Here is a 12283-nt window from a genome sequence, read left to right as displayed (position 1 = left end):
AATCGAGAGTTATCACTGCGGTGCATTCGTATTTCGCACCGCCTGTAGAAACGCGCAACTTCTAGTTTGCGGAAATATATTTCTAACTTTCCCTATTTTACAGGCTTTCCAGCGTATTCATTAGTGAAATGATATGTATTTTCCCTTATTTTTGCCCTTATGAGATAATCGCATGGGAAATAAGGGAAAGTTTCATTTAGTCGTTGCCTGCCACTTTATCAAGTAACCTTGCGGATTCCTGCTTGGCTTTTCTTGTAGAGTGTGCATAGACATTCATGGTGGTACTGACATCTGAGTGTCCTAACAGTTCCTGTACATCTTTTGGTGCTGCACCGTTTGCCAGAAGGTTACTTGTGTAGGTGTGTCGCAGCTGGTGAAAATGAAATCCTTCAAATCCTTCCAGTTTCTGAGCAATCTTCCTGCAAATAGTTCCTAACGTGCTTGGCAGTTCCAGACTTCCATCCGGTCTTAAGCAGACAAAGGATATTTCCTTATAATCCTCTGGAACATTCTCTGTTCCGTCCAGATGATAGAACTCATAGTAAACTCTGTTTTTGTCTTTTACTTCTCGGTAGTAGTTTTTGTGATAAAGTTCTCCGTACTGCATCCGGTTTTTAAGCTGTTCCTTTCGGGCATTGCGAAGAATCTCTGTCAGCGTATCTCCAAAATCAACAATCCTTACTTTCTTTCGCTTGGTTGGTCCGATGATATTCTTGTGCCTTGAACCATCATATCGGATACTGCGTCTGATTGTAAGGCACTGTTCTTCAAGATTTACATCCTGCCATGCCAGACCACAGGCTTCACCGATACGAAGTCCTGCATAATAAGCTATCTGGATTGGAAGAATTGCCGGTGGATTGTAGTCCTGTAGAAATTCAATCAGTCTTTCATAATCCTCTCGTGGAATTGGCTGTATATCGCCATCCATGTCATCATCGGAAAACAGGTCAACCTCATCCGTCTGGTATTTCAGCTTAATATACGGCATCGGATTGAAAGTGATATATTGCTTTGGTGATACTGCAAATCGGAATGACTGCTGTAATACTGCCGAGAAAGAACGAATGTAATCTTTGCTATAACCTTTTCTTTCTGAACCATCTGGATAAGTGCCACCAAAGGAAAGCAGATCGAAGAAGGCTTGTAAATGCTCAGATGTTACATTTTTCAATTTTCTCTCTGAAATTGGATGCTTCTTGATGTTGGTAATAGCACCGAGGTAATTCTGGACTGTTCCATTACTGAGAGTACCGGTCTTTAATTCTTCCTCTGCCCATATATCAAGTAATTCTCCAACTGTAATATTTTCCGACTTTGCAATGAATTTCTTGCTTTCGTAATCGTCCATTGCCTGACGGAGCAGTTTTTCCGTTTCACTTTTACTTTCTGTTCCAACGTATTCTTTCTGAACCAGATTGCCGCTTGCATCTTCTACATAGAAGCGGTAGTACCATTTCTTTCCTTTTTTTCTTACAGATCCTTTTGCCATAATCGTGTGTCTCCTTTCGATATCAGACAATCGGAACTGATGAAATGCTTCTTGCGTGTAGGCATCTTATGGACAAGTCCATAAGCCAATTCGCCGCTCGTCAAATCTGTAAACAGCCTGACTCGCTCGTGCTCATTGTATCATAACTCCGGTTGTCGTTCTATACCGAATCAGAATCATCATACAAAACTTCTGATAAAAGATTTTCAAGTCTTTGTTCTGCCGCTTCCGGTTTCTTGGAATAGAGCCTTACAACATCTGCCATGTCATTAAATGCATTAACAGTATGGGTGATCTCTCGGAGAAACATAATCTCGTTATATTCATCATTCGATTCAAACCCCATTACCTTTGCAATATCCGCTTCATTCGTGTTGCCCTTGTAATTCTTGCAGGCAAACTGGAATGATTCCAGAAACAGGTTATATTGCTTTAACATCAACAGCAGTAAATCTTTGGAAAAAGCATCTTCCTTTTTACTAAGGTCGAGAGGTAACTGTTTGAGAATATCGCCCATTGCATCACGAATCTGTAACTCTTTCTTATCCGTAATATCGGCTTCATATTCATCGGTTTCACCTCTGAGCCATTCAATAGATACATGAAGTGCTTCCGAAAGACCTTCCAGCACCATCTTTTTGGTATTGTCAATCGAACCATTCTCATAACGCAGGATTGTGGAAGCTGTAACTCCCATTTTCTCTGCAACATAAGGCTGTGTCAGATCTAATTCCAGACGACGCTGTTTTGCCCTGCTACCTATCAGCTTGCGTAGTTCTTTATCTTTCATGCTGATTGCCTCCTTTTTCGGTATGTATGAATTATAGCATGTACCTTACATAATTGCAATATGCAATTTAATGATTATTTTTAAAATTTCATAACGCTTGACAACGCAGTATAAAACCGCTATACTAACAGCACAACAAAATTGCATAATGCAATTTAACGGGAGGCGACAAGATGACGGAAAGAAAGATTGCATTATCCATCGAGGAAGCAGCCGACTATACAGGGATTGGCAGAAACACTTTGAGAAAGCTGGTTGAATGGAAGAAGCTTCCGGTATTAAAGGTCGGAAGAAAAGTCCTTATTAAAACTGACATTCTGGAAAAGTTCATGGAAGCCAACGAGGGGCGAGACCTGAGGGATAAAGGGAATGTAAAAGCTGTCACAAGAAATGTGTCAATTTAAAAAGGCGGCTTCCTACGAAACCGCCAAAGGTTCTATCAGACCGAAGCCATGATATACCTGCACGCAAGAGGATTATACCATGTGTTTCTCCTGATATGCAACCGGGAACTGTTGTTTATCGGAAAAAGAAAGGATGAAGACGATATGGCGAAATCAACAAAGACTTATGAAGAAAGAATACGTGCATTAGAGAAAAAGGAACAGGAAAGTATTGAAGCTACCAAAAAGCTCATAGCACAGCGGAAGGAACTGGAAAAGAGAAAGAAAGCGGAAGAAAGTAAAAAACGAACCCACAGGCTCTGTCAGATTGGAGGAGCGGTGGAATCGGTTCTTGGCTGTCCGATTGAGGAGGAAGATTTACCAAAGTTGATAAGCTTCTTAAAAAGGCAGGAAACAAATGGGAAGTTTTTCTCAAAAGCGATGCAGAAAGAACCAGTCACAGACATGGAGGAAGTGTAATGGCGGAGGGAGTGGGTTTTCCATTCCCTTCATTGCCTTTGAATGAAGGGCGCATTTATGGACAACCAGAGATCGTCCTTATAAGTTTGCCACAAGTGGCAACCGGTCTGCGCTTACGCTTGCCGGGCTCGTTCCGTCGGCGTGGCTTTCAGCCAGACCTGCTCATGCCGCAGGGAGCACTCTTGCGCAGAGGGCGTTCCGACAGCTTCACTTCTGCCAAACCAAAAGAAGATGCTGTTGGAAATCAATGCCGGATACGGCAGAAAAGGGAAATCGTATCATGGCGATATTTCATTTTACAGTAAAAAATTGTCGGACGCAGTAAAGGAAAATCTGTCATATCCGCATCTGCATATCTTAACGGAGATGTGATGAAGAATGAGGAAACAGGCAGAATCAGCTACTACACTTCCAAAAAGGAAGTCGTCTACACCAGTCTGATGATGTGCGAAAATGCACCTCCGGAGTGGCTGCAGGTACCGGAAGAAAATATAAAAAGGTTTCAACAGTCTATCCGTTATAAAAGAGCAGGCGATAAGGAGGCCGCACTGGAAAAGTTTAAAATCACATTTCAGAAACAGCGGTTATGGAATGAGGTCTTAAAGATAGAAAAAAATGCAGATGCACAGCTTGGACGCTCATTTGAATTTTCCTTACCGAAAGAATGGAGCAGACAGGAACAGATTGATTATACAACCGAATATATTCAAAAAACTTTCGTGGACAAGGGAATGTGTGCCGATTGGAGCATACACGATAAGAACGATGGGAACCCACATGTGCATTTACTTGTAACCATGCGACCATTCAATCCAGACCACTCATGGGGCAACAAAGAAGTCAAGAGCTGGGATTTTGTCAGAGATACTGACGGAAATATCGTAGTTGATGAATCCCACCCGGACTGGTGGCAGGATAAGAAAAATCCTGACCGGCATGGAATCCGCATTCCGGTACTTGATGAAAACGGATTATAGAAAGTCGGGGCAAGAAACCGAAAACAATGGAAACGGGTTCTGACCGATGCTACCGGCTGGAACAATCCAAAGAATTGTGAGTTATGGCGAAGCGAATGGGCAAAGATGTGTAATCGGCATTTATCCGTAGGCAATCAGATTGATCACCGCTCTTATGAAAGACAGGGAAAATTAAAAGTCCCTACGATCCATGAGGGTGCAGATGCAAGGAAGATTGAGGGAAAATATCTCGACGGACAGATAAGGAAAGGTTCATGGAAGGTCGAGGAAAACCAGATGATTAAAAAACAAAATGCACTACTGCAAAAGGTAATTGCAACCTTTGGTAAGGTATCCGGTGCATTGTCGATGTGGAGGGGGTGGTTGAATGACATTAGAAGAAAGCAAAGAAGTAATTCCCATGATGGAAGCAATGATTACACAGATAGAGGAACAGCAGAATATCATGGCAGAGATGCTTCAGGAGATACGGGAAAAGGACGAGAAGCTGATGTGCTTTCAGGAGCAGGAAGAACGATTGCAACAATTAGAGAAAGAATTATCAGAGCTGCTTTAAATCTTACCGGATACAGAAGAACTGCTGATGCTTCTGGAAGAAAAGACAGACCAGATACAGCAACTTACAGACGAGAATCAGCAATGGCAGGAATTAGCACAGAAATTAAACAACGAGAACCGATTATTGCAGAAACAGAACAGCGAATTACTGAACTTGAACAGCAATTAGAGAAAGGAAGGTTGATTGATGAACGAATTAAGAAACTCAAAGAGCGACGATCAACTGGAAGAGTTATTTCTGCTGACAGAGCAGATGCAGGAAGAACTCGACCAGAAAGACCGGACTATCCGGGAACTGAAAATGCAGCTCGACGAATCGCTGACCTTGAACGAGAGGTTAAACAGCGAGAACAGAGCAGGAAACATTCAAGCCTTAAAGAACGACTTGAGGAAAACAAAGGAATTGTTGCAGAGCGAGAAAGAGAAAACGCTTACCGCAAAGGACATGATAGAGGAATGTCGAGATAAGTTAAGGCAGGCAGAACAGGAACGGGACTATGCACTCTCCCATCAGAAAAAAGTAGAGATACCGGTTGAAAAGCCGGTACTCTATCAAAAGTGTCAGAATTGTAATCAGACAGCTTATCTGAAAGCGAAGGAAAGGTATGATACACAGAGGGAAAAACTGGCAGGCAGATATAAAACAAAAACAGTCATGTATGAAGCATTGATGTTTCTGCTGATATGGTATTCCTCATCAACTACTCTCTTTCAGATGATACAGTCAAAGGTATTTATTTCTGATTGCAGAATATTCTTCGATGCAATCGGAACTTTCACACAGACTATTGCTGGCTGGATTGCACTGATAGGAAAGAATGTGGCACAGATTAGTAATGGAATATCCAATCCTGTCATTGCCGGAATTATATACTGGCTGATAAGATTATTGATTTGCGGTGGATGTCTGGTGGGGGTAGGAATACTTTTGGCATTCATCGGGATAAAGATTGCAGGGTTATATAAGAAGTGCTGCCTAGATATGATTACCATACTGGTAACACTTATGAGCTTTGCAGTAACAATCTACTTCGGACATTGGATAAAGGCAGTGTTGCCAGTCAATCTGCTATTGCTCTTATTATTCGTACAAGCGATATATGCTGCAATCAGATGGTATGTAAAAGGCTGGCGGGAAGCCAGAGGATACTGCTAGAGATAAACGGGCTGTTAATTATAATAGTCTGTTTATTTTACATTTTGTTGATTTACCATCAAATACCACTAAATATTATTAAAAATATTGAAATATGCGATAAAAATATTCTATAATAAATTGAAGAATTATTAAGAGAGGTTCATAAAATGGTAGCAGATGGTTGGATAGGGATTGATCAGGCAGCAAGTTATATGGGGGTATCGAAAGAAACTATAAGAAATTGGATAAAAAAGACCGACATTCCAGCACATAAGATTGGCAAGCTGTGGAAATTTAAACAATCAGAACTTGATGCATGGATAAAAAGTGGTCGTAGTGCCATAGATTAGAGGTCATATATATGGATTTAGGACAGATATTTACAACGGGCAATGTTGCATCTTATATGGTTAATTTATTTACAATTCCAAAGGATGCAAGAATAATTGAGCCTTGTTTTGGTGAAGGCGCTTTTTTAAGAGCTTTGACAGATAGTGGTTATTCAGAAGTTGATGGCTATGAAATAGATAGAAAATTGTTTGACAACGTGAAAAATAAGTACACAAAGTATAATTTGGTAAATGCAGATTTTTTAAGTTGTAGTACTGAACAGCTATATGATGGGATAATTATGAATCCACCATATATACGACATGAAAAAATTAATGAATTAAAAGAATTAGGTGTGAGTAAAGAAAAATTGTCGGAGAATGATTTGTTTAACAGCTTGCCGCCCACTGCAAATATGTATATGTATTTTATAGTTAAGGGATTCTCCCTACTTCGTATGGGTGGTGAAATGATAGTAATATTTCCAAGTAGCTGGATAAATACTCGTAGTGGAGATTCATTTCAAAAAATGATAAAGGAATGCGCGGGAATAAAAAGACGAATACATATTTCAGGGGAAGTATTTGAAAAAAATGCATTGGTTGAAGTTCTAATTCTTAAACTTGTAAAAGGAGATTTAAACACGAATTATAAGACGGAATATGTTCATTTATCGAATGATGAATTTATTAAACTGGACGCTCCAGAACAAAGTGATATGGTTAGTTGGAAAACAAGTTTCTCTAAGTTAGCAAATGTAAGGAGAGGATTAACAACTGGGTACAATGAAATGTATATTAATCCTAACTTAAATAATAAAAAATATATGAGACCTATTATCTCTTCTCCCAAAAACATATGTGGCTTTTCTACAAAAGATGCAAGAAAAGATTGGTTGTTTGCACCATTAGATGAAAATCTTGATAAAAAGTGTATAGAATATTTAAAGTATTGGAAAAAGATAATACTTGAGAACAAAAAGCCGCAAACATTGTTGAATAAAATGGCAACGACTAAAACATGGTATAGACTAAATCTTTTTGATTGTGAAGGTATTATTTTTAGTTATTTTGTAAGAAATGATATGAAGTTTGTGATGAATGAGGAACAATGTATAATACGAGATAATTTTTATATTATTTATCCCAAGATAGATAAATGGATTTTGTTTTCTTTGTTAAATAATTATTATACATATTATCAACTTGAAAGTATGGGCAAAAAATATGGAGCAGGGTTGTTGAAACTGCAAAGATACGATATTGAAAGTATTACATTTCCTGATATTGATGTTGTTAAAGAAAATGACATGCATTTATTAAAAAAATATGGTAGCCAATTAGCGCAAAATGGAAACAGAAAATGTATAGATGACATAACAAAAATTTTATCTGTTTATTCAGAATATGATTTTAATATGATAAAACAAAAATATGAAACAAAGCAGAAAAAAAGACTGGAGGGTCTATAATGTCAATAAAAGTAGTTAGCCTTTTTTCAGGTGGTGGAGGATTAGATCTTGGGTTTCAAAAAGCAGGATATGAAATTATATGGGCTATAGATAATAATAAAAATGCGGTAGCGACATATAAGGAAAACATTGGAAATCATATAATATGTGCGGATATCAATAAAATTGATTTAGCAATGATTCCAAATGCAGATGTTGTAATAGGCGGACCACCATGCCAGTCGTTTTCTTTAGCAGGAAAAAGAAATGTTGAGGATGAAAGAGGACAACTTGTATGGAGATATATAGAAATAATTAGACATGTAAAACCAAAAGCGTTTGTATTTGAAAATGTAATGGGTTTATTATCTGCAAAGAATAAAAATGGGGAAAAAATATTTGAGTTATTAAAAAGAGCTTTTTGTGATATTGGATATAACATCGAAAGTATGGTTGTAAATGCAGCTGATTATGGTATCCCGCAAAGAAGAAAAAGGGTATTAATAGTTGGAGTAAATAATGGAAAAGAATTTGCATTCCCTTCACCAACTCATAATGAATCAGGAACAGGATTAAAAAAATATGTAAGTGTGAAGGAGGCACTAGATGATTTGCCAGAAGCTATTTTGAATGAAAATGGAATAGTACACTATAGGTGTGAGGCTGAAAATGACTATCAGAGAAAAATGCGAACAAACCAAGGTGTAACGGAACATTTTATGCCGAAAATGAGTGAACTAGACAAATATATTGTATCACATGTAAGACCAGGTGGAAATTATATGGATATACCACCAAATGTAAAATCAGAACGAATAAGGAGATTACAGCGTGAGGGAGGACACACTACATGTTATGGTCGCATGAGCCCCGATAAGCCCTCATATACAATTAACACTTATTTTAATAGACCTAATGTTGGCTGTAACATTCATTATGCAGAAAATAGGCTGATTACAGTTAGGGAAGCATTACGTTTACAAAGTTTTCCTGATTCATATAAAATTGTCTCATCCAGTAAGCAGGGGAGAAATCTGATTGTTGGGAACGCAGTTCCTCCTCTTATGGCAGAGATAATAGCCAATCAATTAAAAAAACATTTGAAGGAGGAAGAGAATAATGATTAGTTATACAGATTCAGAAGTTAGGACATTTCACCCGTTGTGTGAAAAAGCTTTAACACAAGCAATAGCAGCGTTAGGTTTGAGTTCGATTTATGAAGCAAAACATCATGTATATACAGGAAGTCTTGAAATGGACTATGTTGTTATAAATAAAACAACTGGAAAATATTTATGTGTAATTGAAGTTAAGAGAACTCCTTCAGATGTACAAAGTACCAGATATCAATTTCAAGCGCAATCGTATGTTCAATCCAATATGGCAGTAACAGAGAAACCATTTTATATTATAACTAATTTGGAAAAATTAATTAGTTTTAGATATGATGTCCATAAGCCCAGTGTCCATCAGCAAGTTTTAGAACCAGGATTAGAAAATGTATGTGATTTTTCCGCTGATGACGAAAATAGTATCGTGAACAAATTGGCATTAGTTTTTCAAAGATTATTAGATGATTTTATTAATAACAGATATACAGAACTTACAACACTGGATAATTTCTTAACATGTATGAAATCTACTCTACCAAACAATCGTGAATGGAAAAGTAAAATGGCAATGCTTCTATATGAATATATAAGAGGTGCTTTTCATGCAGTACATAAACCTGCGCCAACTATAACATATAGTGTATCAACATTTGCCGGAGATGTTCAACAAATTTGCATAGAAGCAAATAGAGTAGACTTTGATGGTATTTTTGCATACAATGCGGCGGATTATCTTCCAAGAGTATCTTTGACAAATAAGCTTTTGTCTGATTTATATAAGTATGGGGAGGCAAATATATCAGGTGATGCAATAGCAGATTCATTACATGAAATGCTATCTGAAAGCAGTAGACATGATGGAGAAGTTGCAACTGATCCTGAATTGGCTAATCTAGCTGCTACTATGGCAAAAATGATTAATGGCAATTTATCTGCTAATAAGAAAATATGTGATCCTGCAGCTGGAAGTGGAAGTCTAATTAGTTCGGCAATGAAGGTATTTAATATAAACGGCAATCAGGTTGTAGCAAATGATATAAATCCAAAACTAATAGAACTTTTATCATTACGTCTAGGATTAAATAATCCTATAACAATCAATAAATCAAATGCTCCAGTAGTAACAACAAAAGATATTTTATCATTTGTTCCTTCCGATTTTAATGATGTTGAGGTTGTTTTGTTAAATCCACCATTTGTGGCAGGAATAAATTGTGTAAATAGAAAGGCTCCTTTTATAAGTTTCATACAAAGGACAAAAGGAAGTCCGTCGGATACTGGAGTTGGACAGCAGAATTTAGGAGCAGTTTTCTTAGAAACTGTTTGTTGTTTAATGCCAACAGGAACAACTATTGTATGTATATTTCCCAAAGCACAGTTGGTAGAGCGGGGAAATGAAGCAATTGCTTTTCGAGAAATGTTGCTCAATATTTTTGGATTACAATGCATTTTCAATTATCCGGGAAAGGGACTTTTTGAATCTGTTTCAGAAGAAACATGCATCTTGGTTGGAAAGAAAGATCAACCTGCAAGTACAGTGAAAATTTTTTCTAGTGATGTTGCAGTGGCTGATATAGATCTACATGCTTTAGAAGCATATTCTGGGGTATATAATTCATTAGCTTTTGATTATATTACACCAGATATAGAGGCAAGACAAATTTCATATGCACAATTACAGGCAAAACTAAATGATGGCTGGAGAGTTGTATGTAGTGAAATGTCTGAAGCTATTATATATATTGATAATAATATTGTAAGAAATGCTATAATGACATATTTGCCAAATACTACTCAAATGTTTCGTAAAGGTCAAGTAGGGGTTAATGGAGGAAGTGATTTATTATTCTTTGATTCATTCGATGAATTATATTCTAAATATATATCACAAGTCACACTTGATGAAGGAATGAGAAATGCAGATAGAGATGATTTTATTCTGAACACTGGAGATTCAAAATTTTTAAATTTTAATTCTATTCCATCTTCATTAAGTACAGCAATAATTTCTGATTATATGTCTATGACTAGACCAGCTAAACAACAGCAAAGGAAGGTAAAAACTGTTACAGAATGGGAGAAAATTACAAAAAAGGACGGTACAATACGATTTCCTGCCAACTCAATATTATTACCAACAAAACTTCGTAGAAATGGAAGGGTATATGTATCGGCAGTGTCTATGTATGTTTCAACAAACTTTACAGTATATTCATACCAAACATTGACGGAAGCACAGGTAATTGGTTCATATATGACAACGGTTTTTTATCAGTTAGAATGTGAAGTTGCATCTAAGGATCATTCGGGGATGAGAAAAAGTGAATTAAGGGATGCAAAAATGACCCATGTTCCTGATTATAATATGCTTTCTCAAAATCAAATAAGACAAATATTGTCCGAGATTCCTAATATAACATTTAAGGATCTTAACAATCCAACAATTACACATATGGACGAGATATGGGCAGAAATTTTGTTTGGAGCAAATGCATCAAATAAACTAGAAGAAGCAATTCGATTACAGAGATTTTTAGCAAATAGAAGAAATCCTCTGTCGTAAAATATAAAATGGGTTATAGTAGGAATATTGCAGATAGTTAAGGTGTAAATAAGAATGGAGCATAATGTGTCAGATAAAAACTTGAAAGAAATAATCTCAGAATTATTAAGACTTGGATATGAAGGAACTTATTAGGATTTTAAAGAAGATTACACTGATTGTAGAGAAGATAAATTGATCGATATTATTTGCATGGCAAATAATATCGATGGACATCAAGCATATCTAATTTACGGTGCAGATGACAATGGAAATGTAAAGGGAATTGAAAAAACAAAATATAGTAGATATACAACTAAGTCAGTTACAGAATTTTTAAGATCAAAGCCATTTGCAGGAGATTATATACCTAAAGCAACAGTTCAGACGGTTGAGATTGAAAATCACGAATTGGATATAGTAATAATTAAGAACACGAATAATACGCCATATTATTTGACAGAGGCATATTCGCCAAGCCATGATGTAAAGAAAAAATTGTATGCAGGTGCAATATATACTAGAGTAAATGATATAAACACACCGAGGATACAGACCGCAAATATTGAACATACAGAATTTTTATGGAGAAAAAGATTTGGTATTGATTTGTCGCCTTCTCAAAAATTACTTCATTTATTAGAACATACAGAGGATTGGTCTGAAACTACATGGGATTCCGATAGACATAGCTATAACCTAAAATCGTCAGAATATCAAATAATAGTTCTTGATTCAGATGAAGTATATGAAACTTTAAGTTATTTTTACGATGATGAAAAGATGTTATATGCCCCACTACAATTAAAGTACTTAACTACAACATTGTATGAAACTGAATTATGGTATATGGACATGGGAAGATGTCTGATTCCGAAACCGGAGATAAGATATAAAATAGAAAATGGTTTATTTTATTATTACATAGAAAAAGACTCTTTGAGTGGCAAATTGCTCAATGTCATTAAGTTAAGAAATGACGGCTTCGAGGGGAACACAAAAAATGTGCTCCTCTTTTTTTTATGGAAAAT

Annotated in this window: 12 protein-coding genes and 1 pseudogene; 11 read left to right on the top strand and 2 right to left on the bottom strand. The window is 36.6% G+C overall.

The genetic code is table 11. The annotated features are described in order from the left end of the window. Positions 1 to 196: 196 nt before the first annotated feature. Both Q0E86_RS03530 and Q0E86_RS03525 read right to left on the bottom strand, forming a co-directional pair. Positions 197 to 1492: a tyrosine-type recombinase/integrase gene (locus Q0E86_RS03530; RefSeq protein ID WP_295754550.1), complete on the bottom strand. Its 1296-nt coding sequence runs from the start codon at positions 1490 to 1492 to the stop codon at positions 197 to 199. Between the two features lie 160 nt (positions 1493 to 1652). Further along, positions 1653 to 2282: a helix-turn-helix domain-containing protein gene (locus Q0E86_RS03525; protein ID WP_295754549.1), complete on the bottom strand. Its 630-nt coding sequence runs from the start codon at positions 2280 to 2282 to the stop codon at positions 1653 to 1655. 173 nt (positions 2283 to 2455) lie between these two features. Here Q0E86_RS03525 and Q0E86_RS03520 point away from each other — a divergent pair, with 173 nt between their 5' ends. The 11 genes and pseudogenes from Q0E86_RS03520 to Q0E86_RS03465 all read left to right on the top strand — a co-directional run. Then, the gene (locus tag Q0E86_RS03520) at positions 2456 to 2686 is read left to right on the top strand and encodes a helix-turn-helix domain-containing protein (RefSeq protein WP_295754547.1); all 231 of its coding nucleotides are present in this window, start codon (positions 2456 to 2458) and stop codon (positions 2684 to 2686) included. Positions 2687 to 2830: 144 nt separating this feature from the next. After that, positions 2831 to 3145 carry a relaxasome subunit MobC gene (locus Q0E86_RS03515; RefSeq protein WP_295754546.1) on the top strand — a complete coding sequence of 105 codons (315 nt, stop codon included), beginning with the start codon at positions 2831 to 2833 and terminating at the stop codon, positions 3143 to 3145. Beyond that, on the top strand, positions 3145 to 3450 hold the full coding sequence (locus Q0E86_RS03510) for a hypothetical protein (RefSeq protein WP_295754545.1): 306 nt from the start codon (positions 3145 to 3147) through the stop codon (positions 3448 to 3450). The genes Q0E86_RS03515 and Q0E86_RS03510 overlap by 1 nt, the downstream gene beginning before the upstream one ends. A gap of 66 nt (positions 3451 to 3516) precedes the next feature. Further along, positions 3517 to 4287, top strand: a pseudogene (locus tag Q0E86_RS03505) (MobA/MobL family protein); the annotation flags it as partial. Between the two features lie 111 nt (positions 4288 to 4398). After that, entirely contained in the window at positions 4399 to 5148 is a 750-nt protein-coding gene (locus Q0E86_RS03495; RefSeq protein ID WP_295754543.1) for a hypothetical protein, read from the top strand. After that, on the top strand, positions 5126 to 5836 hold the full coding sequence (locus Q0E86_RS03490; protein WP_295754635.1) for a DUF6040 family protein: 711 nt from the start codon (positions 5126 to 5128) through the stop codon (positions 5834 to 5836). Before Q0E86_RS03495 ends, Q0E86_RS03490 begins: the two co-directional genes overlap by 23 nt. Positions 5837 to 5985: 149 nt before the next feature. Further along, the gene (locus Q0E86_RS03485; RefSeq protein WP_295754542.1) at positions 5986 to 6168 is read left to right on the top strand and encodes a helix-turn-helix domain-containing protein; all 183 of its coding nucleotides are present in this window, start codon (positions 5986 to 5988) and stop codon (positions 6166 to 6168) included. An 11-nt stretch (positions 6169 to 6179) separates the two neighbouring features. Then, complete coding sequence (locus Q0E86_RS03480) at positions 6180 to 7619, top strand: class I SAM-dependent methyltransferase (RefSeq protein WP_295754541.1); 1440 nt, start codon at positions 6180 to 6182, stop codon at positions 7617 to 7619. Next, a complete protein-coding gene (locus tag Q0E86_RS03475) occupies positions 7619 to 8725 on the top strand; it encodes a DNA cytosine methyltransferase (RefSeq protein ID WP_295754540.1) in 1107 nt (368 codons plus the stop codon). The genes Q0E86_RS03480 and Q0E86_RS03475 overlap by 1 nt, the downstream gene beginning before the upstream one ends. Beyond that, positions 8718 to 11273: a BpuSI family type II restriction endonuclease gene (locus Q0E86_RS03470; RefSeq protein ID WP_295754539.1), complete on the top strand. Its 2556-nt coding sequence runs from the start codon at positions 8718 to 8720 to the stop codon at positions 11271 to 11273. Before Q0E86_RS03475 ends, Q0E86_RS03470 begins: the two co-directional genes overlap by 8 nt. 174 nt (positions 11274 to 11447) lie before the next feature. Continuing rightward, positions 11448 to 12283: ATP-binding protein (locus Q0E86_RS03465; protein ID WP_295754538.1), on the top strand; the 836-nt coding region annotated here is incomplete at its 3' end.

The organism is uncultured Holdemanella sp. (assembly GCF_934754935.1).
In the GTDB taxonomy this organism is placed as follows: domain Bacteria; phylum Bacillota_I; class Bacilli_A; order Erysipelotrichales; family Erysipelotrichaceae; genus Holdemanella.
The sequence above is the reverse complement of the archived record's forward strand: the minus strand, read 5'-3'. Positions and strand labels throughout refer to the sequence as shown.